This window comes from Klebsiella sp. K4 (assembly GCF_014596785.2).
Lineage (GTDB): Bacteria > Pseudomonadota > Gammaproteobacteria > Enterobacterales > Enterobacteriaceae > Klebsiella > Klebsiella pneumoniae.
Window position 1 is genome coordinate 2,732,390 of sequence record NZ_CP115021.1, and the last position, 23,781, is coordinate 2,756,170.

General features: G+C 61.4%; 22 protein-coding genes. 10 read left to right on the forward strand and 12 right to left on the reverse strand.

The window, feature by feature from the left end:
* The 7 genes from urtE to IB144_RS13690 form a co-directional block, all read right to left on the reverse strand.
* Positions 1–699 (reverse strand): urea ABC transporter ATP-binding subunit UrtE, encoded by a 699-nt coding sequence (urtE, locus tag IB144_RS13660; RefSeq protein ID WP_004176246.1) that lies wholly within the window; start codon positions 697–699, stop codon positions 1–3.
* A gap of 9 nt (positions 700–708) precedes the next feature.
* Positions 709–1,506 (reverse strand): urea ABC transporter ATP-binding protein UrtD, encoded by a 798-nt coding sequence (gene urtD / locus IB144_RS13665; RefSeq protein ID WP_065888702.1) that lies wholly within the window; start codon positions 1,504–1,506, stop codon positions 709–711.
* Entirely contained in the window at positions 1,506–2,579 is a 1,074-nt protein-coding gene (urtC, locus tag IB144_RS13670; protein WP_004148341.1) for an urea ABC transporter permease subunit UrtC, read from the reverse strand. Before urtC ends, urtD begins: the two co-directional genes overlap by 1 nt.
* The gene (gene urtB / locus IB144_RS13675; protein ID WP_004179758.1) at positions 2,579–4,153 is read right to left on the reverse strand and encodes an urea ABC transporter permease subunit UrtB; all 1,575 of its coding nucleotides are present in this window, start codon (positions 4,151–4,153) and stop codon (positions 2,579–2,581) included. The genes urtC and urtB overlap by 1 nt, the downstream gene beginning before the upstream one ends.
* 61 nt (positions 4,154–4,214) lie before the next feature.
* Positions 4,215–5,486: an urea ABC transporter substrate-binding protein gene (gene urtA, locus IB144_RS13680; protein ID WP_004224704.1), complete on the reverse strand. Its 1,272-nt coding sequence runs from the start codon at positions 5,484–5,486 to the stop codon at positions 4,215–4,217.
* A gap of 171 nt (positions 5,487–5,657) precedes the next feature.
* Positions 5,658–6,761 carry a cobalamin-independent methionine synthase II family protein gene (locus tag IB144_RS13685; protein ID WP_065888703.1) on the reverse strand — a complete coding sequence of 368 codons (1,104 nt, stop codon included), beginning with the start codon at positions 6,759–6,761 and terminating at the stop codon, positions 5,658–5,660.
* Positions 6,762–6,909: 148 nt separating this feature from the next.
* Positions 6,910–7,308, reverse strand: coding sequence for a rhodanese-like domain-containing protein (locus IB144_RS13690; protein ID WP_020805005.1), 399 nt, complete (start codon positions 7,306–7,308; stop codon positions 6,910–6,912).
* Positions 7,309–7,375: 67 nt separating this feature from the next.
* Between IB144_RS13690 and ftrA the strand changes: the two genes are divergently transcribed.
* Together ftrA and IB144_RS13700 are read left to right on the forward strand one after the other, a co-directional pair.
* Positions 7,376–8,473, forward strand: coding sequence for a transcriptional regulator FtrA (gene ftrA, locus IB144_RS13695; protein WP_102016915.1), 1,098 nt, complete (start codon positions 7,376–7,378; stop codon positions 8,471–8,473).
* Positions 8,442–8,657 (forward strand): DUF4177 domain-containing protein, encoded by a 216-nt coding sequence (locus IB144_RS13700; RefSeq protein ID WP_004205985.1) that lies wholly within the window; start codon positions 8,442–8,444, stop codon positions 8,655–8,657. Before ftrA ends, IB144_RS13700 begins: the two co-directional genes overlap by 32 nt.
* A gap of 52 nt (positions 8,658–8,709) precedes the next feature.
* Here IB144_RS13700 and IB144_RS13705 read toward each other — a convergent pair whose 3' ends face one another.
* A complete protein-coding gene (locus tag IB144_RS13705) occupies positions 8,710–9,150 on the reverse strand; it encodes a GNAT family N-acetyltransferase (protein ID WP_004176252.1) in 441 nt (146 codons plus the stop codon).
* A gap of 254 nt (positions 9,151–9,404) precedes the next feature.
* Positions 9,405–10,469, reverse strand: a complete 1,065-nt coding sequence (locus IB144_RS13710; RefSeq protein ID WP_004183956.1) for a LacI family DNA-binding transcriptional regulator — start codon at positions 10,467–10,469, stop codon at positions 9,405–9,407.
* 196 nt (positions 10,470–10,665) lie between these two features.
* Here IB144_RS13710 and IB144_RS13715 point away from each other — a divergent pair, with 196 nt between their 5' ends.
* Both IB144_RS13715 and IB144_RS13720 read left to right on the forward strand, forming a co-directional pair.
* Positions 10,666–13,773 carry a beta-galactosidase gene (locus IB144_RS13715; RefSeq protein WP_065888705.1) on the forward strand — a complete coding sequence of 1,036 codons (3,108 nt, stop codon included), beginning with the start codon at positions 10,666–10,668 and terminating at the stop codon, positions 13,771–13,773.
* Positions 13,774–13,827: 54 nt separating this feature from the next.
* Complete coding sequence (locus tag IB144_RS13720) at positions 13,828–15,093, forward strand: MFS transporter (RefSeq protein ID WP_004176258.1); 1,266 nt, start codon at positions 13,828–13,830, stop codon at positions 15,091–15,093.
* 30 nt (positions 15,094–15,123) lie between these two features.
* Here IB144_RS13720 and IB144_RS13725 read toward each other — a convergent pair whose 3' ends face one another.
* Together IB144_RS13725 and IB144_RS13730 are read right to left on the reverse strand one after the other, a co-directional pair.
* On the reverse strand, positions 15,124–16,212 hold the full coding sequence (locus IB144_RS13725) for an AAA family ATPase (protein WP_001620097.1): 1,089 nt from the start codon (positions 16,210–16,212) through the stop codon (positions 15,124–15,126).
* 86 nt (positions 16,213–16,298) lie between these two features.
* The gene (locus tag IB144_RS13730) at positions 16,299–16,559 is read right to left on the reverse strand and encodes a hypothetical protein (protein ID WP_004176262.1); all 261 of its coding nucleotides are present in this window, start codon (positions 16,557–16,559) and stop codon (positions 16,299–16,301) included.
* A gap of 296 nt (positions 16,560–16,855) precedes the next feature.
* Between IB144_RS13730 and IB144_RS13735 the strand changes: the two genes are divergently transcribed.
* Entirely contained in the window at positions 16,856–17,716 is an 861-nt protein-coding gene (locus IB144_RS13735) for a broad-spectrum class A beta-lactamase SHV-1 (RefSeq protein ID WP_001620095.1), read from the forward strand.
* 20 nt (positions 17,717–17,736) lie between these two features.
* Here IB144_RS13735 and IB144_RS13740 read toward each other — a convergent pair whose 3' ends face one another.
* Positions 17,737–18,498 (reverse strand): DeoR/GlpR family DNA-binding transcription regulator, encoded by a 762-nt coding sequence (locus tag IB144_RS13740; RefSeq protein WP_002210513.1) that lies wholly within the window; start codon positions 18,496–18,498, stop codon positions 17,737–17,739.
* Between the two features lie 260 nt (positions 18,499–18,758).
* On the opposite strand from IB144_RS13740, the gene ltnD reads away from it, so the two are divergent.
* The 5 genes from ltnD to IB144_RS13765 are packed head-to-tail and all read left to right on the forward strand — an operon-like array spanning position 18,759 to position 23,760.
* Positions 18,759–19,661 carry an L-threonate dehydrogenase gene (gene ltnD, locus IB144_RS13745; protein WP_002903955.1) on the forward strand — a complete coding sequence of 301 codons (903 nt, stop codon included), beginning with the start codon at positions 18,759–18,761 and terminating at the stop codon, positions 19,659–19,661.
* An 11-nt stretch (positions 19,662–19,672) separates the two neighbouring features.
* Positions 19,673–20,938 carry a 3-oxo-tetronate kinase gene (gene otnK / locus IB144_RS13750; protein WP_102016914.1) on the forward strand — a complete coding sequence of 422 codons (1,266 nt, stop codon included), beginning with the start codon at positions 19,673–19,675 and terminating at the stop codon, positions 20,936–20,938.
* The gene (locus IB144_RS13755; protein WP_002210516.1) at positions 20,931–21,551 is read left to right on the forward strand and encodes an aldolase; all 621 of its coding nucleotides are present in this window, start codon (positions 20,931–20,933) and stop codon (positions 21,549–21,551) included. Before otnK ends, IB144_RS13755 begins: the two co-directional genes overlap by 8 nt.
* Positions 21,552–21,555: 4 nt before the next feature.
* Positions 21,556–22,338, forward strand: coding sequence for an HPr family phosphocarrier protein (locus IB144_RS13760; RefSeq protein WP_004183945.1), 783 nt, complete (start codon positions 21,556–21,558; stop codon positions 22,336–22,338).
* Between the two features lie 57 nt (positions 22,339–22,395).
* The gene (locus tag IB144_RS13765; protein WP_002903916.1) at positions 22,396–23,760 is read left to right on the forward strand and encodes a GntP family transporter; all 1,365 of its coding nucleotides are present in this window, start codon (positions 22,396–22,398) and stop codon (positions 23,758–23,760) included.
* Positions 23,761–23,781: the final 21 nt, after the last annotated feature.

Below are 23,781 nucleotides of genomic sequence, written 5' to 3' on the forward strand. Positions count from 1 at the left end.
TCAGATGGTCACCATGGCGCGCACGCCGTCGCTCTCCATATCACCCCCCTTGCCTTGCTGGACGATGGCGCCGCGCGACATCACCAGGTAGTGGTCCGCCAGCCCGGCGGCAAAGTCATAGAACTGCTCCACCAGCAGGATCGCCATGTCTCCGCGGCTCGCCAGCTGGCGGATCACCTCGCCAATCTCTTTGATGACCGAGGGCTGGATCCCCTCGGTGGGTTCATCAAGGATCAGCAGCTGCGGGCGGCTGGCCAGCGCGCGGCCAATCGCCAGCTGCTGCTGCTGGCCGCCGGATAAGTCACCGCCTCGCCGCTGCTTCATGGTCCTGAGCACCGGGAAAAGCTGGTAGATCTCCTCCGGCACCTGCTGCGCTTCGCGGGCGGGAAAGCGCGACAGCCCCATCAGCAGGTTTTCTTCCACCGTCAGGCGCGGAAATATCTCGCGCCCCTGGGGGACGTAGGCGACCCCGGCCTGCACCCGCTGGTGCGGTTTGCGATGGGTGATGTTCTGATCCTGCCAGCGTACCTCACCGCTGCGCGCCGGGATCAGCCCCATCAGGCATTTCAGCAGCGTGGTCTTACCGACGCCATTGCGCCCCAGCAGGCAGGTGACTTCGCCCTGGCGGGCGGAAAAATCCACCCCACGCAAAATATGGCTGCCGCCGTAGTATTGATGTAGCTGACTCACCTGTAACATTGGCGCTCCTTAACGTCCCAGATAAACTTCAATGACCTGCTCATTGGCCTGTACCTCCCGCAGCGATCCCTCCGCCAGCACCTGGCCCTGATGCAGGACCGTCACCCGGTCGGCGATGGTCTCGACAAATCCCATGTCGTGCTCCACCACCATCAGGGAGTGCTGTCCGGCCAGGGTACGAAACAGCTCCGCCGTATACTCCGTTTCCGCATCGGTCATGCCGGCCGCCGGCTCATCAAGCAGCAGCAGATGCGGCTCCTGCACCAGCAGCATGCCGATCTCAAGAAACTGTTTCTGACCATGGGACAGCAGACCGGCCTGGCGGTAACGCTCGCCGTCAAGACGCAGCAAGCGCAGCACCTCATTCAGCCGATCGTCCTGTTCGCTGCTCATCCGGGCGCGCAGGCTGGCCCACACCGATTTATCCCCCTTCATCGCCAGGGCGAGATTTTCCGCCACCGTCAGCGCTTCGAAGACCGTCGGCTTCTGAAACTTGCGCCCGATGCCCTGGCGGGCGATGGCCACCGGGTCAAGAGTGGTCAGATCCACCGACTGGTCATAGAGCGCTTTGCCGCTTTGCGGCCGGGTCTTGCCGGTGATCACGTTCATCAGGGTGGTCTTGCCCGCCCCGTTGGGGCCGATCACACAGCGCAGTTCGCCGACGCCTATCGCCAGCGACAGATCCGTCAGCGCCCGGAAACCGTCAAAGCTGACGTTGATGTTCTCCAGCTGCAGCACCGGATCGGTTTGTTCGCGAAAGCGATCGCCGGGCAGCTGGCGGGTAAATAGTCCTTCATCCGGTTGCATTAGCGGTCTCCTCGACGCAGCAGGCCCATCACCCCGCGGGGTAAAAACAGGGTCACAATGATGAAGATGAGGCCGAGAAACAGCTGCCAGTACTCTGGCATCGCCACGGTGAAAATGCTTTTCGCACCGTTGACCAATCCGGCGCCAAGCACCGGGCCAATCAGGGTGCCGCGCCCGCCGAGCGCCACCCAGATGGCGGCCTCGATGGAGTTGGTCGGCGACATTTCGCTGGGGTTGATGATCCCGACCTGCGGGACATATAACGCCCCCGCCAGACCGCAGAGCACCGCCGACAGCGTCCACACCAGCAGCTTGAAGCCGCGCGGGTCGTACCCGCAGAACATCAGCCGGTTTTCGGCGTCACGTACCGCGGTGAGGATCCGGCCAAACTTACTCTGCGCCAGCGCCGCGCCCAGCCACAGCGTCAGCAACAGCAGCAAAACCGTGGCCATAAACAGGCTGGCGCGGGTGCCGGTGGCGGTGACCGGAAAACCCAGCAGCGTGGTAAAACCGGTGAAGCCGTTATTCCCGCCAAACCCGGTCTCGTTGCGAAAGAACAGCAGCATACCGGCATAGGTCAGGGCCTGGGTCATGATCGAGAAATAGACCCCTTTGATCTTCGAGCGGAATGCAAACCAGCCGAAAACCAGGGCCAGCAGACCGGGAACCAGCACCACCAGCGCCATCGCCCAGGCGAAATGCTGCGTGCCCCACCAGAACCAGGGCAGCTCGCTCCAGGAGAGAAAAGACATAAACGCCGGCAGACCGTCGCCCGCCGCCTGGCGCATCAGGTACATCCCCATGGCGTACCCGCCGAGGGCAAAGAAGATCCCGTGCCCCAGCGACAGCATACCCGCGTAGCCCCAGACCAGATCCAGCGCCACCGCCACAATGGCGTAGCAGAGGATTTTGCCGCTCAGCGTCAGCAGCCAGCTCGGCACCGCCAGCGGATGGGAGGCCGGCAGCAGCGCCAGGAATGGCATACTCAGCAGCCCCAACACCAGCAGGATCCCCAGCCAGCGCAGAGGCCGCGGCGCGCGCTGCGCCAGCGTTAAGGTGATTGGTTGGCTCATTAGTCAATAACCCTCCCTTTCAGCGCGAACAGACCCTGCGGGCGTTTCTGAATAAACAGAATAATCATCACCAGGATCAGGATCTTGCCCAGCACCGCGCCCATTTGCGGTTCGAGAATTTTGTTGAAAATGCCCAGCCCAAAGGCCGCCGCCACGCTGCCGGCCAGCTGGCCGACGCCGCCGAGCACCACCACCAGAAACGAGTCGATGATGTATCCCTGACCCAGTTCAGGCCCGACGTTGCCAAGCTGCGACAGCGCCACGCCGCCCAGCCCGGCAATACCGGAGCCGAGGCCAAAGGCCAGCATATCCACCCGCCCGGTAGGTACGCCGCAGCAGGCGGCCATCGCCCGGTTCTGCGTCACGGCGCGGACGTTCATACCCAGACGGGTACGGTTCAGGATGAGCCAGGTAAAACACAGCACCAGCAGGACGAACGCCAGCACCGCCAGCCGGTTCCACGGCAGGATCAGGTTCGGCAGGACCTGCACGCCGCCGGAGAGCCAGGCCGGGTTTGCCACCTCCACGTTCTGCGCGCCAAACAGCATCCTCACCAGCTGGATAAGCATCAGGCTGATCCCCCAGGTGGCGAGCAGCGTTTCCAGCGGCCGACCATACAGATGACGAATAATGGTGCGCTCCAGCGCCATGCCGATCCCGGCGGTCACCAGAAACGCCACCGGCAGCGCGACCAGCGGATAAAAGGCCAGCCATTGCGGCGCGAGCTGCGCCAGCGCCTGCTGTACCAGCCAGCAGCTGTAGGCGCCGATCATTAACATCTCGCCGTGGGCCATGTTAATCACCCCCAGCAGGCCATAGGTGATCGCCAGCCCCAGCGCGGCCAGCAACAGCACCGATCCCAGCGACAGCCCCATAAAGGCCTGGCCCAGCAGATCGCCGAGCAGCAGACGATGTTTGATCTTTTGCAGGCTGTCGCTGGCCGCCTCGCGCACCGCCGCATCCGGCTCATGTTGGGCATCGGTAAAGGGGATAAGCAGCGCCTGGGTTTCCGGGTCCGCGGAATGGCCGAGCAGCGTCACGGCGGCCAGCCGCGCGCTGGCCTCAGGCTGAGTCAACTGCAGGCGCGCCAGCGCCACCTCCAGCAGACCCCGCACATTATCATCGGTTTCCGCCTGCAGCCGCTGTTGCAGCAGCGCGGCCATAGCCGGGGTCGCTTCCCGCTGTAGCGTTCGTGCGGCGGAAGCTCTCTCCGTGACGTTGTCACTTAAAATAAGGTGGCTGGCCAGCGCGCCGGCAGCCAGATTGCGCAGCCTGTTGGTCAGACGGACCGGTCGGGTTTCGCCCTGCGGCGCGGCGACAGCGCCCAATGGCTGTAATCCGCCCTGTCGGGTGCGGAAAGCATGTTTTCCGTCGTCCATCACCAGGCTCTCGGTGGTCAACGCCCGCAGCAGCGGCAGACGATCCGCCTGCGGCGCTGCCGCCCACTGGGTCAACAGCTGCGCCTGCTGGCTGCGACTGGCGGCAACGAAGTCGTCCGCCTCCGCGGCCTGCGCCCGCCATGGCAGCAGGATCAGCAGTAGCGCCAACACATTCATGAGACGCAATGCGTTCATGTCGTTCTCCTCTGGTCAGCGGCCGACGAGCGCGACGCTCCCGCCCCGTCGGCCGTGGCGCTTACTGGCTGACGGTTTTCACCGGATGGTCAGGTTTCTTATCATTACCGGGGATCCACGGGCTCCACGGCTGCGCGCGGACGGGCTCATCGGTCTGCCAGACCACGTTGAACTGGCCGTTGCCTTCAATTTCACCGATCATCACCGGCTTATGCAGATGGTGGTTGGTGGCATCCATGGTCAGGGTAAATCCGGACGGCGCGTTGAAGGTCTGCCCGGCCATCGCCTCGCGTACTTTGTCAACATCGGTGGTGCCCGCTTTGGTCACCGCCTGCGCCCACATATGCAGGCCCACCCAGGTCGCTTCCATCGGATCGTTGGTCACCACCGTATCGGCATTCGGCAGCTTGTGCGCTTTGGCATACGCGCGATAATCGGCGACAAAGGCTTTGTTGGTCGGATTATCGACGGACTCAAAGTAGTTCCATGCCGCGAGGTTGCCGACCAGCGGTTTGGTATCGATGCCGCGCAGCTCCTCTTCCCCCACCGAGAAGGCCACCACCGGTACATCGGTCGCTTTCAAACCCTGGTTAGCCAGCTCTTTGTAGAACGGTACGTTGGAATCGCCATTGATGGTGGAGACCACTGCCGTTTTGCCACCGGCGGCGAATTTTTTGATATTGGCGACGATGGTCTGGTAATCGCTGTAGCCGAACGGGGTGTAGACCTCCTCGATATCTTTGTCCTGGATCCCTTTGGCATGCAGGAAGGCGCGGAGGATCTTGTTGGTAGTGCGTGGATAGACGTAGTCCGTCCCCAGCAGGAAGAAACGTTTAGCGCCGCCGCCGTCCTCGCTCAGCAGGTATTCCACCGCCGGGATAGCCTGCTGGTTAGGCGCCGCGCCGGTATAGAAGACGTTGGGGGACATCTCTTCCCCTTCGTACTGCACCGGGTAGAACAGCAGGCCGTTCAGCTCCTCAAACACCGGCAGGACCGATTTACGCGAGACCGACGTCCAGCAGCCAAACACCACCGCCACTTTATCCTGGGCCAGCAGCTGGCGCGCCTTCTCGGCAAACAGCGGCCAGTTGGAGGCCGGGTCGACCACCACCGGCTCCAGTTTCTTGCCCAGCACCCCGCCTTTGGCGTTGATGTCGTCGATGGCCATCAGCGCGACGTCTTTCAGCGGCGTTTCGGAAATCGCCATCGTCCCGGAGAGCGAATGCATGATCCCGACTTTGATGGTGTCGGCGGCATAGGCCTGAAAGGAGAGACCCATAGCCATAACAGAGGCGGAGAGTGCAAAAGCTTTTAATAACGTTCTACGTTGCATGATTCACTCCTGAGTAGCGCAAAAAATAAAGAATTAACAGCTAACCAGAGGTGATAAGGCAAAAAAGGTGCCAGGTTGTGAAAACAGCAGGATGCGGCGCAGGTGGGCGATAGTGGCGAAGAGGATGGCAGCGTTGCCTCATCACGGTGCAACGCTGCGCTAAGAAAGCAATTACCAGACGTCGGCGGCGATGGAGGTCACCAGACGGACCTTTTGCCATTGCTGGTCTTCGCTGAGGGCATTCCCCTCTTCAGTGGAGGCGAAACCGCACTGCGGGCTGAGGCAGATCTGCTCGAGCGGCACGTACTGCGCGGCCTCGGCGAGACGCGCTTTTACCCCTTGCGGATTCTCCAGCTCGCCGTTTTTGGTGGTGATCAGCCCGAGGACCACCTGCTGGTGGCCGGGACGAATAAAGCGCAGCGGCGCGAAATCCCCGGAGCGGTCGTTGTCGTACTCCAGGAAGAAGGCATCGACATTAACGCCGCCAAACAGCACCTCGGCAACCGGCTCGTAACCACCTTCCGAGATCCAGGTTGAACGGAAGTTACCCCGGCAGACGTGCAGGCCCACCGTCAGATCGGCCGGCTTACCCTCCAGCGCCTGGTTCAGCACCCGGGCATAAATACGCGCCAGCGCATCCGGATCCTCGCCGCGCTCGCGTACCTGCTGGCGCTGGGCATCGGAGCACAGATAGGCCCACACGGTATCGTCCAGCTGCAGATAGCGGCAGCCGGCGTCATAAAACGCGCGGATGGCGTCGCGCCAGGTGGTGGCCAGATCGTCGAAGTAGTCGCTAAGATCCGGGTAGGCCGTGGCATCGATATCTTTCCGCCCGCCGCGGAAGTGCAGCACGCTCGGGCTGGGAATGGTCATCTTCGGCTGCGCGTCGCCGCTGATGCTTTTCAGATATCGGAAATCCTCCAGCATCGGGTGGTCGCCAAACGCCAGCTTGCCGGTGACGCGAACGCCGTGCGCTTTGGTCTGCACGCCGTTGAACTGGATCCCCTGCTCGGCATCGTAACGTTCAACGCCCTGCAGGCCATCGAAGAAATCGAAATGCCACCATGCGCGACGAAACTCACCGTCGGTAACCACATGCAGGCCGCAGTCGCATTGCTGCTGAACCAGATGACGGATCGCGTTATTCTCAATCTCGCGTAGCTGAGCGGCGTCGATAATCCCCTCAGCCAGCTGCTGACGCGCCTGTTTAATGCTGTCCGGGCGCAAAAAACTGCCGACGATGTCTGCGCGGAACGGGGCCTGTTGACGTTGCATGCTGTCTCCTTAGCGGTGGGCGCGTTAGTTGCCCACCGTGATAGTTCATTATTTGAATTTTTAGACTTCTGGATGGCTATATGTCCAGATACTGGCATGCAGAGTGGTGGGTCGCAAACGAGAATATTTCATGGTACATGAAAAATTTTCATTTACCGGAAACAAACGCATAGCCCTCATCTTCCCAACCGGTGAGTCCGCCGAGCATCATTTTCACCGGCCGCCCCAGCTCAGCCAGCTTCAGCGCGGCAACGTCAGCGCCGTTGCAGTGCGGCCCGGCGCAGTAGACCACAAAGAGGGTATCCGCCGGCCAGGCCGCCATTCGCTCGGCGGTGATCTGGCTGTGCGGGAGATGCTGCGCGCCTGGCAGGTGACGTCTGGCGAAAGCTTCCTCGCTGCCGACCACGTGCAGCAGGACAAAGTCGACCTCGCCGGCACGCTGGGCGCTGTGCACATCGGCGCAGTCGGTCTCAAGATGCAGCTTATGGCTGAACCAGCGGATAGCCTCAGCGGAGGTGGCGGGGGGAAATTGGGTTACTACACTCATGGCGTCTTCTCCTTGTCTGTGATAACACTACTTTACTGACGCCCATCACCCTGATCTGCCGACAACCATGACAGAAAACGCTAACATCCTGACAACCCCTTCTGTGACACCGTCACGTCATCAGGTGGTCGTCCTCGCCTACGATGGCCTGTGCACCTTTGAGTTTGGCGTAGCCGTGGAGATCTTCGGCCTGCCGCGCCCGGAAATGGGCGACAACTGGTACCAGTTCGCCGTCGCCGCCGTCGATGAAGGGCCGCTGTGCGCCACCGGCGGCATCCGCCTGATGACCGACGGCGGTCCTGAACTTCTCGCCCAGGCGGATACGATTGTGGTCCCCGGCTGGCGCGGCGTCGACGCCCCGGTCCCCGAGGCGCTGTGCGCCGCGCTGGCTTCCGCCCACGCCCGCGGATGTCGGATTATTTCTATCTGTTCCGGGGTGTTCGTTCTCGCCGCCGCCGGGCTGCTCAATGGCCGCCAGGCGACAACCCACTGGCGCTACACCGCGGCGCTGCAGTCCCGTTTTCCGCAGATCCAGGTGGTGGAGGATGTCCTTTACGTGGGCGATGCTTTGCTGATGACTTCCGCCGGCAGCGCGGCGGGGATCGACCTTTGTCTGCATCTGGTGCGTGAAGATTTCGGCAGCGAAGCCGCCAACGTCGTCGCCCGCCGCCTGGTCGTCTCTCCCCATCGCGACGGCGGTCAGGCGCAGCAGGTCCTGCGCCCGGTAGCCCGCAGCCGGGAGAGCCTGCGCCTCGGTCAGCTGTTTGACTATCTGCACCAGCATCTTGCCGCCAGCCATACCGTCGCTTCCCTCGCCCAGCGCGCCGGCATGGGGACGCGAACCTTTTTGCGCCGCTTTGAGGAGGCCACCGGTAAAACGCCCGCCCGCTGGCTGCTGGAGGAACGACTGCTGCGCGCCCGCCAGCACCTGACGGAGAGCACGATGGGCATCGATCAGATCGCTGAGCGCTGCGGGTTTGCCAGCGCCGGCACCCTGCGCCACCATTTTCGCCAGCACTTCGCGCTCAGCCCGCTGCAGTACCGTAAACAGTTTACGCCTTCTCCGATTGCAAAATCGTCGCAGCCACGGACAATAGACGGCCACAGTAAACCGGTCGCCAGGAGGGTCGATGATGAAGAAAGAGTGTCGGGTAGTGATCTATAAAGAGGGGCTGCTGGGCAGTCTGTTTTTTGGCGAAGCCAAGGCCGACCCTGACAAAATGAGCCAGTTTCTCAGCAGCTATACCCGTGAGGGATGGGAAGTGAAAACCATGTCGGTGGAGCGCCGCCGTACCGCCCTGTTCTGGTCGCGGGAAGCGTATCTTTTCGTGCTCGAACGCCCCCTCTGACAGCCTGCGCCTGGTTTACCCGTTTAAGCCAGGCGTTTCTAAGCGTCAGCTTTCAGGGCTGACGGATATAGCCCTGCTCCTGCATTTTCTGCATGCCTTCCTCGCTGGCGCAGACCATGCCGGTAGTCAACATGGCAAAGCCAAAGCGCTGATAAAACGTAATTTTATCGGCCACCGCATAGATAAATATTTTGCCAAAGGGCAGGAGTTGCTCCCGGATGGCCAGCATCAGCTGTTGCCCGTAGCCCTGTCCCTGACGAGCGGGGACGATCGCCACATCCGCCAGATAGCTGCTCCAGGTGCAGTCGCTGATGGCTCGCGCCACGGCAATCAGCTGACCGTTCTCATAGCCAAACCAGCAGAAGGTGCTCTGGCGGAACGCCTGCTCCAGTTGCTGAACATCACGCTCATTCAGCCCGGCCTCGGCGATGATCGTTCGCACTCGTTGCCAGTCCACCCGCGCGATCGCCTCTTTACCCTCAATCACCATCATGACCTTGTCTCCCGTCGTCTCCCGGAAGCAAGATCTAGCATGCCGCGGCAGGATATGCCAGATGGAAAGCCGGACTGAAGCAGTCGGTACAGGGTGGAAGGGGCAAAAAAAAACCGCCATATGACTGGCGGTAAATCAATGCTTGCATGGATAGATTGTGTTTTGCATTTTTCGCAGACAGATAAGCTTTACCTCTCTACGTTTGCTGCCGAAGTTAGCATGCTCAACCTCAATAAAGCCTCAACGACCAGCAGCTAAAGCTTCTCCACCAGCGCTTTCAGCTGCGCCAGGGTCTGCTGCCGGTCCTCCGCGGCGGCGACAGGCCAGGCCGACTGGCGCACGATGAGCCGGGTCGGCAGCAGCTCGCGGATCCGCAGCTGCGGGGCCGCCATCAGGGCAATCAACCGCTCCACCGCCCTTTTGCCCAACAGATCGAAGTCCTGCGCCACCGTGGTGAGCGGCGGCTGGAAGTAAAGGCTGTCGGCGGTGTCATCGTAGCCGGTCACCGATACCGCCTGGCTGCCGCTGCGATTGAGCTGGGCCAGCGCGCTGAGCACGCCGAGCGCCATCTGATCGTTTGCCACCACTATGGCGCTGATCCGCGGCTGCAGGTGGAGGAGCTCGAAAGTTTTCTGCCAGCCGCTGGCGGCGCTCCAGTCGCCAAACACCGTAGTAGAGCGGGCAATATTCAGACTGTGCAACGCCTCGCGCCAGCTGGCGAGACGCAGACGGGCGGAAACCGAACTTTCCGGTCCCGCCAGCAGACCAAATTCGCGATGCCCCAGCTCCCACAGGTGGCGCACGCAGGCCCCGCAGCCGTCGCGATGGTCGAAGCGCACGCAGCAGACATCGGCCTCCGGGGAGACATCGAGAAACAGGCAGGCCATATCCGGATTGTCTTGCACCAGCCGCTCGGCAGTGGCGCTCTCCAGCGGCAGACTGACGATCACCCCGCGAATATGCTGGGCGCGCAGCTCGTCCAGCCGGGCCTGCAGCGCGACAAAATCAGCCTGCGCCGGCATCGCTATCGCCACTTCCAGCTGATGCAGGCTGGCATGGCTCTTTATCGCGGCGGCGATCTGCGAGGGGGCGTGCAGCGTCAGCGAGGCGGTAATCAGCCCGATGGAGGGCGCCGCTTTGCCGGCAAGCAGCTGCGCCGAGCGGTTAGGCACATAGTGCAGCGCCTGCATCGCGCGGATCACCTGCTCGCGGGTGCGGGCTGACACCACCTCAGGACGGTTCAGCACCCGGGAGACCGTCTGCTGGGACACGCCCGCGGCGCGGGCGACATCCTCCAGGGTTGCGGTACGACGCGGCATCTTTTCTCCTCAGCAATAACAATGTCGTGCGCTAACATTTTATGTTTAACGCGCGACAAAAAACAGCGCTTCGCCCCCGCTTTCGTGATCGTCTGTTAATTTCGATTCCCCCGAGATTGCTGGACAAAACAAATTACCCGATAACGTTAATCATCCTGTTTAGCGAACGACAATTTCTGACTTACCGGGGTTTAATATGCAAATTAGCGATACCGGCCGCAGCCACACTCCTGACTTTCACGCCGTCCTCGCCCGTGAAGACTGGCAGAACCAGACTATTACCCACCTTAACCGCCTGCCAGCGCATCCCGTTTTCGCCAGCTGGCGCGATGAGCTTGCCGCCCGCGATAACCTACCTTCATCCCGCCGCCGTCAACTGGACGGCGAGTGGCAGTTCTCTTACGCCCGTAGCCCGTTTGCCGTCGATGCGCAGTGGTTGACGCAGGATCTACCGGACTGCCGCGGCACGCCTGTGCCTTCCAACTGGCAGATGGAGGGCTATGACGCGCCGATCTACACCAACGTCCGCTATCCCATCGACACCACCCCACCGCGGGTGCCGGAGGATAACCCGACCGGCTGCTACTCCCTGCACTTTACGGTTGAGGACACATGGCGCGAGAACGGGCAAACGCAGATTATTTTCGATGGCGTCAACTCGGCGTTTCATCTGTGGTGCAATGGCGTGTGGGTCGGCTATTCGCAGGACAGTCGCCTGCCGGCGGCGTTCGATCTCAGCCCCTTTCTGCGTCCGGGCGACAACCGCCTGTGCGTGATGGTCATGCGCTGGAGCGCCGGCAGCTGGCTGGAAGACCAGGATATGTGGCGGATGAGCGGTATTTTCCGCTCGGTATGGCTGCTGAATAAGCCGCAGCAACGGCTATGCGACGTGCAGTTGACGCCAGCCCTTGACGCCCTCTATCGCGACGGCACTCTGCAGGTCCAGGCGACCGTCGAAGCGACTGAGGCGGCGCTTGCCGGGCTCAGCGTCGGGGTTAGCCTGTGGCGCGGCGAGGAGCAGATCGCCGCCGGGCGGCAGCCGTTAGGTACCCCGACGGTGGATGAGCGCGGCCACTACGCGGAACGGGTCGATTTCTCCCTGGCGGTGGCGACGCCGGCGCACTGGAGCGCGGAAACCCCGAACTGTTATCGCGCCGTGGTCACCCTGTGGCGCGGCGACGAACTGCTGGAGGCCGAAGCGTGGGACATCGGTTTTCGCCGCATCGAGATTGCCGATGGCCTGCTGCGTCTCAACGGTAAACCGCTGCTGATCCGCGGCGTTAACCGCCATGAGCATCATCATTTGCGCGGGCAGGTGGTCACCGAGGCGGATATGGTGCAGGACATTCTGTTAATGAAGCAGAACAACTTTAACGCCGTGCGCTGCTCGCACTATCCCAACGCGCCGCGCTGGTATGAACTCTGCAACCGCTACGGTCTGTACGTGGTCGATGAAGCCAATATTGAAACCCACGGGATGGTGCCGATGAATCGGCTGTCCGACGATCCGGCGTGGCTGCCAGCCTTCAGCGCCCGCGTCACCCGGATGGTACAGAGCAACCGCAACCATCCGTGCATTATCATCTGGTCGCTGGGCAACGAGTCCGGCGGCGGCGGCAACCACGAAGCGCTGTACCACTGGCTGAAACGCAACGATCCGAGCCGTCCGGTGCAGTACGAGGGCGGCGGCGCGGATACCACCGCCACCGATATTATCTGTCCGATGTACGCCCGCGTCGAACGCGACCAGCCGATCCCGGCGGTACCCAAATGGGGGATCAAAAAATGGATCAGCCTGCCCGGTGAGCAGCGGCCGCTGATCCTTTGCGAGTACGCCCACGCGATGGGCAACAGCCTCGGCAACTTCGCCGATTACTGGCAGGCCTTTCGCGAGTATCCGCGGCTGCAGGGCGGGTTTATCTGGGACTGGGCCGACCAGGCGATCCGCAAAACCTTTGCCGACGGCAGCGTCGGCTGGGCCTATGGCGGCGACTTTGGTGATAAGCCTAACGATCGCCAGTTCTGTATGAACGGTCTGGTGTTTCCCGATCGCACGCCGCATCCGTCGCTGGTGGAGGCGAAGCACGCCCAGCAGTATTTTCAGTTCACGCTGCTGTCGACCTCGCCGCTGCGGGTGCGCATCATCAGCGAATACCTGTTCCGCCCAACCGATAACGAAGTGCTGCGCTGGCAGGTGCAGGCGGCCGGTGAACCCCTGTATCACGGCGACCTGACCCTGGCGCTGCCCCCTGAGGGCAGCGACGAGATAACGCTGCTCGATAGCCTGATCCTGCCTGAAGGCGCCCGCGCGGTGTGGCTGACGCTGGAGGTGACCCAGCCCCAGGCGACCGCCTGGTCAGAAGCGGAGCACCGCGTCGCCTGGCAACAGTTTCCCCTGCCCGCCCCGCTGGCGCTGCCGGCGCCCACCGTGTCTGCCGGCGCTCCGGATCTTATCGTCAGCGATGAGGTCTGGCAGATCCGCGCCGGTTCGCAATGCTGGACCATCGATCGCCGGACGGGTCTGCTGAGCCGCTGGTCGGTTGGCGGTCAGGAGCAGCTGTTGACCCCCCTGCGTGACCAGTTTATTCGCGCGCCGCTCGACAACGACATCGGGGTCAGCGAAGTAGAGCGTATCGACCCCAACGCCTGGGTGGAGCGCTGGAAAAGCGCCGGCCTGTACGATCTTGAGGCGCACTGCGTCCAGTGCGATGCGCAGCGCCTGGCAAATGAAACCCTCGTCGACTGCCGCTGGCACTACCTGCGCGGCGAAGAGGTAGTGATTGTCAGCCACTGGCGCATGCACTTCACTGCTGACGGAACCCTGCGGTTGGCGGTGGACGGCGAACGGGCGGAAACCCTGCCGCCGCTGCCGCGGGTCGGGCTGCACTTCCAGGTGGCGGATCAGCAGGCGCCGGTGAGCTGGCTGGGTCTGGGGCCGCATGAGAACTACCCCGACCGGCGGAGCAGCGCCTGCTTCGCCCGCTGGGAGCAGCCGCTGGCGGCGATGACCACCCCCTATATCTTCCCGACGGAAAACGGCCTGCGCTGTAATACCCAGGCGCTGGACTGGGGGCGCTGGCACATCAGCGGTCATTTCCACTTCTCCGTTCAGCCATGGAGCACCCGTCAGCTGATGGAGACCGACCACTGGCACAAGATGCAGGCCGAAGACGGCGTGTGGATCACCCTCGACGGCCTGCATATGGGGGTGGGAGGCGATGACTCCTGGACCCCCAGCGTGCTGCCGCAGTGGCTCCTGAGCCAAACGCGCTGGCAGTACGAGGTCTCATTGCGTTGCTTTTAATCCGTGGGGGCGACAGCCCCCACCCCACAAACAGAATAACAAGGGATCATGGTGATGAAATTCTCAGAACTAGCGCCACGAGAACGGCATAATTTCGTCTATTTCCTGCTGTTCTTTTTCTTTTACTATTTCATTATGTCGGCCTACTTCCCGTTTTTTCCGGTGTGGCTGGCGGACGTTAACCATTTAACTAAAACGGAAACCGGGATCGTTTTCTCGTCTATCTCGTTATTCGCCATTATTTTTCAGCCGGTGTTCGGCCTGATGTCGGATAAGCTCGGCCTGCGCAAACATCTGCTGTGGACCATTACGGTACTGTTAATTCTGTTCGCGCCATTCTTTATTTTCGTTTTCTCCCCGCTGCTGCAGATGAATATTATCGCTGGTTCGCTGGTAGGCGGGATCTACCTGGGGATTGTTTTCTCCAGCGGCTCCGGGGCGGTGGAAGCTTATATCGAACGCGTCAGCCGGGCCAACCGCTTTGAATATGGTAAAGTGCGGGTCGCAGGCTGCGTCGGCTGGGCGCTATGCGCCTCGATAACCGGCGTGCTGTTCGGCATCGATCCCAATATCACCTTCTGGATCGCCTCCGGCTTTGCGCTGGTGCTCGGTCTGCTGCTCTGGCTGTCGCGGCCGGAAAGCAGCAACAGCGCTCAGGTTATCGAGGCGCTGGGCGCCAATCGTCAGGCCTTTTCGCTGCGTACGGCGGCAGAACTGCTGCGTATGCCGCGCTTCTGGGGCTTTATCGTCTATGTGGTGGGTGTCGCCAGCGTCTACGACGTGTTTGACCAGCAGTTCGCCAACTTTTTCAAAAGCTTTTTCGCCAGTCCGCAGCGCGGTACCGAAGTGTTTGGCTTCGTCACCACCGGCGGCGAGTTGCTCAACGCGCTGATCATGTTCTGCGCGCCGGCCATCGTTAACCGCATCGGCGCCAAAAACGCCCTGCTGACCGCGGGCATGATCATGTCGGTGCGTATTCTCGGGTCGTCCTTCGCCTCATCGGCAGTCGAGGTGGTGATCCTCAAGATGCTGCATATGTTTGAGATCCCCTTCCTGCTGGTGGGAACTTTTAAATATATCTCTTCCGCCTTTAACCCGCGCCTCTCGGCCACCCTGTTCCTGATCGGTTTTAATCTGTCAAAACAGCTGTCCGGGGTGGTGCTTTCCGCCTGGGTGGGCCGGATGTACGACACCGTCGGCTTCCATCAGGCCTATCTGATCCTCGGCTGCATAACCCTGAGCTTCACCCTGCTCTCGTTCGTCACCCTACGCGGCGGCAACCGTCTGCTGCCGACCGCAGAGACGCAGAGCCCCGCCTGACTCCAGCGCCCCCGTCAGGGATGACGGGCTTCACTCGACAATCCGCGTCTCCCCGCCACGATTCTCCAGCGCATAGCGCTGACAAGGCGCCCCGGCGGCGATAAGCTCCGCCAGCTCCGCCGAGTGGCTGGTCAGCCAGATCTGGCTGTAGCGCGAGGCCTCGATAATCAGCCGGGCCAGCGCGGGCAACATGTCGCGATGCAGGCTGTTCTCCGGTTCATTGATCGCCAGAAACGCCGGCGGGCGCGGACTGAGCAGCGCGACGGCGAGGCACAAAAAGCGCAGCGTACCGTCGGACATCTCCGCCGCCAGCAGCGGGCGGCGGATCCCTTCGCGACGCATTTTCAGAGCGAAACGCGAGTGCTCGTTTTCACAATAAAACTGGCAGCCGGGAAAGGCGTCGGCAAGGATTTCATGCAAAATCTCCTCCGCGCCGATCTCGACAATGGTCTGAAAGGCGGCGGCGAGATTCTGGCCATCGCTGTCGAGGACTGGCGAACGGTAACCCACGGCCGGCTGACGCAGCGGCGAATGACGGCCAATCGCGAATTCATGATAAAACCGCCAACGGCGCAAGGTCTCCCGCACTCGCGATACTTCGGGGAAACGGTGCGGCTCGCCAAGCTGACCGAACACCGACTCATTTTCATAAATACTCTCGGTGAAAGTACTTTTCTCCCCGGTGACATCGACGAGAAACGCCGCCTGATTCTTGCGCTGCAGTACGCGGGAGGAAGGCCGGCGGGAGTAGCCGGCCAGCCAGATATTCTCTTCTTTAACGATAGGATCGAGCATGAATTGCGTCGGATAGGGCAATTTTTCAGGGAAGCCTATCTGCAGCTCATAATCGAAGCTGTCGGTCCGGCAGGCAATTTGCAGCCGGCGGGGGTGACGATCGAGGGGCGAACGCTCCCCGGACCACATCATATTCTCCAGACCGCCCTCTTCGCTGATAAACCCCGAAAGCCTGCCCTCAGCGGCAGCGGTCAGCAGGTGGATGGCGTTATAAATATTGGATTTACCGCAGCCGTTAGGGCCGAAGACAATGTTCAGCGGCCCGAGCTCCAGCGCAATATCCTTCACTGAGCGAAAATTTTGAATACGAATGTACTGAATCATTATGCGTCCGGCCCTGGAAATAGAAGGCTGCCACAGTAGCACAGCGGCGCCCGGCACACCCTCTTACGCCCCCTTTCGGGCAGGGTTTAACAGAACATTTTTTTCATTCCACGGGTCAGGGCGACCCGCGTCAGCTTATCGCTATCCTGATGGGCGTCGCTGAAAACGCCAAAAAAATAGCGTTCATCGTCAATGGTTTGGCTAACAATTCGGTAGCTCAACGGTTGCCCGGATAGCGCACCGTACTGCGCAGGCGTCACCGAGACCTCGGTCGCGTCATCGGCGACGCTGACCAACAGCCCGTCCGCCTTACCGCCCACCAGCATGACCTTAATTATCGGGTGCACCAGTTCCTCCCGGGGTGGCATATAGCGTTGGCGAACCGCAGGGACCGGCGGGCGTGGTGATCGGCAAACAGCGACGCCCGACAGAGTGCGGTATTTAGTACTTTCTTATAGTTCATCACGGCCTTGAGTCAAAAAATAGCGTGCTTAGGCAGGGCTAGATATTGATTATTCGAAATAAAAGATGACAAATGATGAAGGAAAAAAGAGGAATTGTGAATCAGCAAAACGCCGGGTTATTCTTATTTGTCGCTTCTTTACTCGCCTTTATCGGCCCTCACTCAAGGATGTATGTGGTTATGCGTTATATTCGCCTGTGTATTATCTCCCTGTTAGCCACCCTGCCGCTGGCGGTACACGCCAGCCCGCAGCCGCTTGAGCAAATTAAACTAAGCGAAAGCCAGCTGTCGGGCCGCGTAGGCATGATAGAAATGGATCTGGCCAGCGGCCGCACGCTGACCGCCTGGCGCGCCGATGAACGCTTTCCCATGATGAGCACCTTTAAAGTAGTGCTCTGCGGCGCAGTGCTGGCGCGGGTGGATGCCGGTGACGAACAGCTGGAGCGAAAGATCCACTATCGCCAGCAGGATCTGGTGGACTACTCGCCGGTCAGCGAAAAACACCTTGCCGACGGCATGACGGTCGGCGAACTCTGCGCCGCCGCCATTACCATGAGCGATAACAGCGCCGCCAATCTGCTGCTGGCCACCGTCGGCGGCCCCGCAGGATTGACTGCCTTTTTGCGCCAGATCGGCGACAACGTCACCCGCCTTGACCGCTGGGAAACGGAACTGAATGAGGCGCTTCCCGGCGACGCCCGCGACACCACTACCCCGGCCAGCATGGCCGCGACCCTGCGCAAGCTGCTGACCAGCCAGCGTCTGAGCGCCCGTTCGCAACGGCAGCTGCTGCAGTGGATGGTGGACGATCGGGTCGCCGGACCGTTGATCCGCTCCGTGCTGCCGGCGGGCTGGTTTATCGCCGATAAGACCGGAGCTGGCGAGCGGGGTGCGCGCGGCATTGTCGCCCTGCTTGGCCCGAATAACAAAGCAGAGCGCATTGTGGTGATTTATCTGCGGGATACGCCGGCGAGCATGGCCGAGCGAAATCAGCAAATCGCCGGGATCGGCGCGGCGCTGATCGAGCACTGGCAACGCTAACCCGGCGGTGGCCGCGCGCGTTATCCGGCTCGTAGCACCTCGCAGGCGTGCCGGGCGATATGACTGGCGGCGGCATCGGAGAGATGCCGGTCGGTAATGATGGTGGTGAACCGGGTCAAAGGTAACGCCATAAACGTGGCCACCTGATTGTATTTCGAACTGTCGCACAGCAGGATGCTTCTCGCGCTGACCTGGCTGACGGTCTCCTTGACGGTAACCTTGTTCTCATCAGGGGTGAATATCCCGCGACTGTCCCAGCCGCTGGCGGAGATAAAGGCCGTATCGATAGCCAGGTGGCGTAACGTACGCGCCGCCGATTCGCCCACGCAGGAGCGGTTCTCCCGGCACAGAGTGCCGCCGGTGTGGATCACGCCGCACTGACTGGCATCGATCAGCAGCTGGGTTATCTCAAAATCATTGGTGACCACCTGGAGATCGTTCCGGTCGAGGATCGCCCGCGCCAGCGCCAGGGTGGTAGTCCCGGCATCCAGATAGATGCAACTGTTTTTGGCAATATGACTCGCCGCCAGCGCGCCGATCGCCTGTTTCTCCTCACTCTGCAGCGTGCTTTTCACCAGATGACTGGGTTCCGCAGCCAGCCGGCTGACGGCGCGTACGCCGCCCGAGACGCTGACCAGCAGCCCCTGCTCCTCCAGTTTACTGACGTCCCGACGGATGGTCATATGGGACACGCCGAGGATCTCCGTCAGCTCGTTAATGCTTACCGCCCCACGCTGCTCCACCAGGGCTAAAATACGCTGATGTCGTTCTATTGGAATCACCGCTCTCCCCTTACCATTTTTTCACACCAGGCGTCACCACCCAGGCTACGGCCCTGGCGACACCCGGTGTTGTTATCGCGCTTTGCCACTGTTTTTACGCTATTTTAGGGCAAGAATCGCCGTTGTGCAGCCTCTTTCCGCCTGTGAATTTTTTATATTCATGTGGGTTATTCGTGATAACTCTCACATAAATTCACATGATAACGCTTTATTCTATCATTAAATCACATTAATTAACTAATGTTCACAAGGAGACCAGCATGGCTGCACACACTAACGTCTGCGTGATTGGACTGGGTTCAATGGGCATGGGCGCCGCCCGCGCCTGCCTGCAGGCGGGCCTGAACACCTGGGGCGTTGACATCAATCCCGACAACTGTCGCGCACTGCTGGCGGCGGGCGCCAAAGGCGCGGGCCCCAGCGCGGTGCCGTTCGCCGCGGAACTGGATGCAGTTGTGCTGCTGGTGGTCAATGCCGCCCAGGTGCGGGGGATCCTGTTCGGCGAGAGCGGCCTCGCCGCCCATCTGAAGCCGGGCACCGTCGTGATGGTGTCGTCCACCATCGCCTCCGCCGATGCTCAGGCCATTGCCGAGGCGCTGGCGGAGTACCAGCTATTGATGCTCGACGCGCCGGTATCGGGCGGCGCCGTGAAAGCGGCCGCCGGCGACATGACGGTGATGGCCTCCGGGAGCGATGCCGCCTTTGCCCGCCTCGCGCCGGTGCTGGACGCCGTGGCCGGCAAAGTCTACCGCATCGGGAGCGACATTGGTCTTGGCTCGACGGTAAAAATTATCCATCAGCTGCTGGCCGGGGTGCACATCGCCGTTGCCGCCGAAGCGATGGCGCTTGCCGCCCGCGCCGGGATCCCACTGGAGACGATGTATGACGTGGTCACCCACGCGGCGGGTAATTCCTGGATGTTTGAGAATCGCATGCAGCACGTCCTGGATGGCGATTACTCGCCAAAATCCGCTGTCGATATTTTTGTCAAAGATCTCGGGCTGGTGAATGACACTGCCCGGGCGCTGACCTTCCCGCTGCCGCTCGCTACCACCGCGCTGAATATGTTCACCTCCGCCAGTAATGCCGGATTCGGTCGGGAAGATGACAGCGCGGTGATCAAGATTTTCAACGGCATCACCCTGCCGGGCCATAAACAGTGAGGAGAGACAACATGCAGCTTGGTGTCATTGCCGATGACTTCACCGGCGCCACGGATATTGCCAGCTTCCTCGTGCGCAACGGCATGCCGACGGTGCAACTGAATGGCGTGCCGACCCGCGATCTTCCGCTGACCAGCGAGGCGGTGGTCATCAGCCTGAAAACCCGCTCCTGCCCGGCGGAAATGGCCGTCAGCCAGTCGCTGGCGGCCCTGCGCTGGCTGCAGGCCCAGGGCTGTCAGCAGTTTTATTTCAAGTACTGCTCCACTTTCGACAGCACCGCGCAGGGCAACATTGGCCCGGTGCTGGATGCCCTGCTGGCCGAGCTGGGTGAGACGCGGACGGTGATTTCCCCGGCGCTGCCGGTTAACGGCCGCACGGTCTATCAGGGATATCTGTTCGTCGGCGAGCAACTGCTGAATGAGTCCGGGATGCGCCACCATCCGGTGACGCCGATGGAGGATGCGCACCTGGGCCGCTTAATTGAGCGCCAGGGGCGCGGAAAAGCCGCGCTGATTGCCTGGCCGATTGTCGCCCGGGGGCCGGAGGCGGTCGCCGCCGCGCTGGCGGCAGTCAACGATCCGGCGGTGCGCTATGTGGTGCTCGACGCCCTCAGCGAACAGGATCTGCTCACCCAGGGCGTGGCGCTGCGGGAGATGAAGCTGGTCTCCGGCGGTTCCGGCCTCGCCATCGGCCTCGCCCGCGACTGGGCGCAGCGCCATGGCGCCCGGGGTGAAAGCGCTCAGGCCGGCATGCCGCTGGCCGGCCCGGCGGTGGTGCTCTCGGGCTCCTGCTCGGTGATGACCAACAGCCAGGTGGCGGCCTATCGTCAACAGGCCCCCGCCCGCGCCGTCGACTTAAGCGCCTGCTTTAACGATCTGGAGAGCTACGTCAGGACGCTGACTGACTGGGTGGACGCGCAGCGCGATGCGCCGCTGGCGCCGATGATCTATGCCACCACCGAGCCGCAAACGCTGCAGCGGATCCAGGCGCAGTATGGCGACAAGGCCAGCAGCGAACGGGTGGAACAGCTGTTTGCCGCTCTTGCCGCCGCCCTGAAGGCGAAAGGATTTACCCGCTTTATTGTGGCCGGAGGGGAAACGTCGAGCATTGTGGCGCAGAACCTGGGGGTTGAGGCGTTCCATATTGGGCCGACCATCTCCCCTGGCGTGCCCTGGGTGCGTGACACCCGCCAGCCGCTCTCCCTGGCGCTGAAGTCAGGTAACTTCGGCGATATCCAGTTCTTTGCCCGTGCCCAGCAGGAGTTTCGTCATGACTGAGCAACAACTGCGAGAGGAAATGGTGCAGATTGGCGCCTCGTTGTTTAGCCGCGGCTATGCCACCGGCTCCGCTGGCAATCTGTCGTTGCTGCTGCCGGACGGCAACCTGCTGGCGACGCCGACCGGCGCCTGCCTCGGCGAACTGCAGGCTCAGCGGTTGTCGGTGGTGACGCTGCAAGGGGAATGGATCTCCGGCGATAAACCATCGAAAGAGGTCACTTTTCACCGGGCGGTCTATTTGCACAACCCGGCCTGCAAGGCGATCGTCCACTTGCACAGCCATTATCTGACCGCGCTCTCCTGCCTGCAGGGGCTCGACCCGCACAACTGTATCCGCCCCTTTACCCCCTATGTGGTGATGCGCGTCGGCGACGTCCCGGTGGTTCCCTACTACCGGCCGGGCGATGACCGCATTGCCCAGGCGCTGGCCGGGCTGGCGCCGCGCTATAACGCCTTTTTACTGGCCAACCACGGACCGGTGGTCACTGGCTCATCGCTGCGCGAAGCCACCAACAATACCGAGGAACTGGAAGAGACCGCACGGCTGATATTTACCCTCGGCAACCGCGAGATCCGCTACCTGACCGCTGACGAAGTAAAAGAACTGAGATAAAACCATGCCAAAATTCGCTGCAAATTTATCCATGCTGTTTACCGAACTGCCGTTCCTGGAACGCTTTGCCGCCGCTGCCCGGGCGGGATTTGAAGCCGTTGAGTTTCTGTTTCCCTATGAGTATGCCGCCGGGGAAATCAGACAGCGCCTGCAGGAGAACCAGCTGCAGCTGGTGCTGTTCAATACCCCACCCGGCGACGTCAACGCCGGAGAATGGGGGCTCGCCGCCATCCCCGGGAGAAGCGCGGAGGCCCGACGCGATATTGAGCTGGCGCTGGAGTATGCCTGCCAGCTCGGTTGCCCGCAGGTGCATATCATGGCCGGCGTGGTGCCGCCGGGAGCGGATCGCGCAGCCTGCGAGGCCGTGCTTATCGATAATCTGCGCTACGCGGCGGAGTGCTTTGCCCGCCACGACAAGCGGATACTCATCGAAGCGCTGAATCCGCAGACCAAACCGGGCTATCTCTACCACAGTCAATATCAGACGCTGGCGATGGTGAAACGGGTCGACAGGCCGAACCTGGCGGTGCAGTTAGATCTGTTTCACGCGCAGAAGGTGGACGGCAATTTAAGCCATCTTATTACCGAATATGCCGGCCAGTATCGCCATATTCAGATTGCCTCCCTGCCCGACCGTCATGAACCGGATGAGGGCGAAATAAACTATCCGTGGCTCTATGCGCTACTGGATAAAACCGGTTATGACGGCTGGATCGGCTGCGAATATATCCCCCGGACAGACACGCTTTCCGGGCTGGGGTGGTTCTCGCCCTACCGGAAAAAATAAACGCCGTTTTCTAAAAAAATAACTCTCTGTACACCTGTTAATACCCGAGGCAAACCTATGTCGACATCGGCGCTGTTACTTATTGCGTTAGCCAGCGTAGTGCTGTTGCTCCTGTTAGTGATCAAAGCGAAAGCACATCCTTTTGTGGCGCTCCTGATCGTCAGCCTGCTGGTGGCATTCGCCACCGGCATTCCGGCAGATAAAATTATAACCACCATTGAAAAAGGCATGGGCGGCCTGCTTGGCCACATCGCCAGCATTATTATTCTGGGCTCAATGCTGGGGGTGCTGATTGAAATGTCCGGCGGCGCCGAATCGCTGGCGAAAACGTTGACCGGCGTACTGGGTGCAAAACGAACCATTGCCGCCTTAACCATCGTGGCTTTTATTCTCGGCACCCCGGTCTTTTTTGAAGTCGGCTTTATCATCATCATTCCGTTAATCTACGGCTTCAGCAAAGTCGCCCACGTGTCGCCGCTGAAGTTTGGCCTGCCGATGGCCGGCGTGATGTTAACCGTCCACGTGGCGCTGCCCACCCATCCTGGCGCAGCGGCTGCGGCAGGCATTCTGCATAGCGATGTCGGTTGGCTGATGCTGGCGGGGATTGGGGTGTCGGTGGTCGTCGGTATCGTGGGCTATTTTGTCGCCCGGTTTATCAATCGCCGCCATTATCATCTGTCGATTAACGTGCTGGAGCAGCAACAAACGGCGGAAGTACCGGATCTCTCGGTTAACGCGCAGCAGACCCGTCTGCCGCCGCCGAATGCGCTGGTTATCGGTGGGCTGATCGTGGTGCCCATCATGCTGATTGTTTCCGGGACGCTGTGTCAGGCGCTTCTGCTGCCGGAAAACGCGGTTCGCCAGCTGATGACCGTCATTGGTACCCCGCCGGTCGCCCTGCTGATCTCCCTGGGCCTGGCCAGCTGGACGCTGGGCATCCGTCGGCGGATGAGCCTGAAAAAGCTGGGCGAAGTCACCGGCAGCGCGATCCCCTCGTCGGCGGACGTGATCCTCGTCGCCGGCGCCGGCGGCGCCTTTGGCGGCGTACTGGTCGCTTCCGGCATCGGTAATGCCTTAGCCGAGGCGCTGGAGACAATACATCTGCCGCTGATGCCCGCCGCTTTTCTGCTATCGCTGGTGCTCAGAGCCTCGCAGGGTTCGGCCACCGTGGCGATCCTCACCACCTCCGGTCTGCTGTCGCAGGCGGTTGTCGGTCTGGAGCCGCTGCAGCTGGTGCTGGTGACGCTGGCGACCTGCTTCGGCTCGCTCGGGCTGTCGCACGTCAACGACGCCGGATTCTGGGTCGTCACGCGCTATCTCGGACTCTCGGTGCCAGATGGACTCAAAACCTGGACCGTCTTGACAACCATCATGGGGGTGACGGGCTTTCTCATCACCTGGCTGCTGTGGTTTGCGCTTTGATGTTAACCTGGGTGGCTCCGG

Coding starts and splice junctions, on each gene's coding strand:
- urtE (WP_004176246.1), bottom strand. CDS start 699: ATGTTACAGGTGAGTCAGCTACATCAATACTACGGCGGCAGCCATATT.
- urtD (WP_065888702.1), bottom strand. CDS start 1,506: ATGCAACCGGATGAAGGACTATTTACCCGCCAGCTGCCCGGCGATCGC.
- urtC (WP_004148341.1), bottom strand. CDS start 2,579: ATGAGCCAACCAATCACCTTAACGCTGGCGCAGCGCGCGCCGCGGCCT.
- urtB (WP_004179758.1), bottom strand. CDS start 4,153: ATGAACGCATTGCGTCTCATGAATGTGTTGGCGCTACTGCTGATCCTG.
- urtA (WP_004224704.1), bottom strand. CDS start 5,486: ATGCAACGTAGAACGTTATTAAAAGCTTTTGCACTCTCCGCCTCTGTT.
- IB144_RS13685 (WP_065888703.1), bottom strand. CDS start 6,761: ATGCAACGTCAACAGGCCCCGTTCCGCGCAGACATCGTCGGCAGTTTT.
- IB144_RS13690 (WP_020805005.1), bottom strand. CDS start 7,308: ATGAGTGTAGTAACCCAATTTCCCCCCGCCACCTCCGCTGAGGCTATC.
- ftrA (WP_102016915.1), top strand. CDS start 7,376: ATGACAGAAAACGCTAACATCCTGACAACCCCTTCTGTGACACCGTCA.
- IB144_RS13700 (WP_004205985.1), top strand. CDS start 8,442: ATGAAGAAAGAGTGTCGGGTAGTGATCTATAAAGAGGGGCTGCTGGGC.
- IB144_RS13705 (WP_004176252.1), bottom strand. CDS start 9,150: ATGATGGTGATTGAGGGTAAAGAGGCGATCGCGCGGGTGGACTGGCAA.
- IB144_RS13710 (WP_004183956.1), bottom strand. CDS start 10,469: ATGCCGCGTCGTACCGCAACCCTGGAGGATGTCGCCCGCGCCGCGGGC.
- IB144_RS13715 (WP_065888705.1), top strand. CDS start 10,666: ATGCAAATTAGCGATACCGGCCGCAGCCACACTCCTGACTTTCACGCC.
- IB144_RS13720 (WP_004176258.1), top strand. CDS start 13,828: ATGAAATTCTCAGAACTAGCGCCACGAGAACGGCATAATTTCGTCTAT.
- IB144_RS13725 (WP_001620097.1), bottom strand. CDS start 16,212: ATGATTCAGTACATTCGTATTCAAAATTTTCGCTCAGTGAAGGATATT.
- IB144_RS13735 (WP_001620095.1), top strand. CDS start 16,856: ATGCGTTATATTCGCCTGTGTATTATCTCCCTGTTAGCCACCCTGCCG.
- ltnD (WP_002903955.1), top strand. CDS start 18,759: ATGGCTGCACACACTAACGTCTGCGTGATTGGACTGGGTTCAATGGGC.
- otnK (WP_102016914.1), top strand. CDS start 19,673: ATGCAGCTTGGTGTCATTGCCGATGACTTCACCGGCGCCACGGATATT.
- IB144_RS13755 (WP_002210516.1), top strand. CDS start 20,931: ATGACTGAGCAACAACTGCGAGAGGAAATGGTGCAGATTGGCGCCTCG.
- IB144_RS13760 (WP_004183945.1), top strand. CDS start 21,556: ATGCCAAAATTCGCTGCAAATTTATCCATGCTGTTTACCGAACTGCCG.
- IB144_RS13765 (WP_002903916.1), top strand. CDS start 22,396: ATGTCGACATCGGCGCTGTTACTTATTGCGTTAGCCAGCGTAGTGCTG.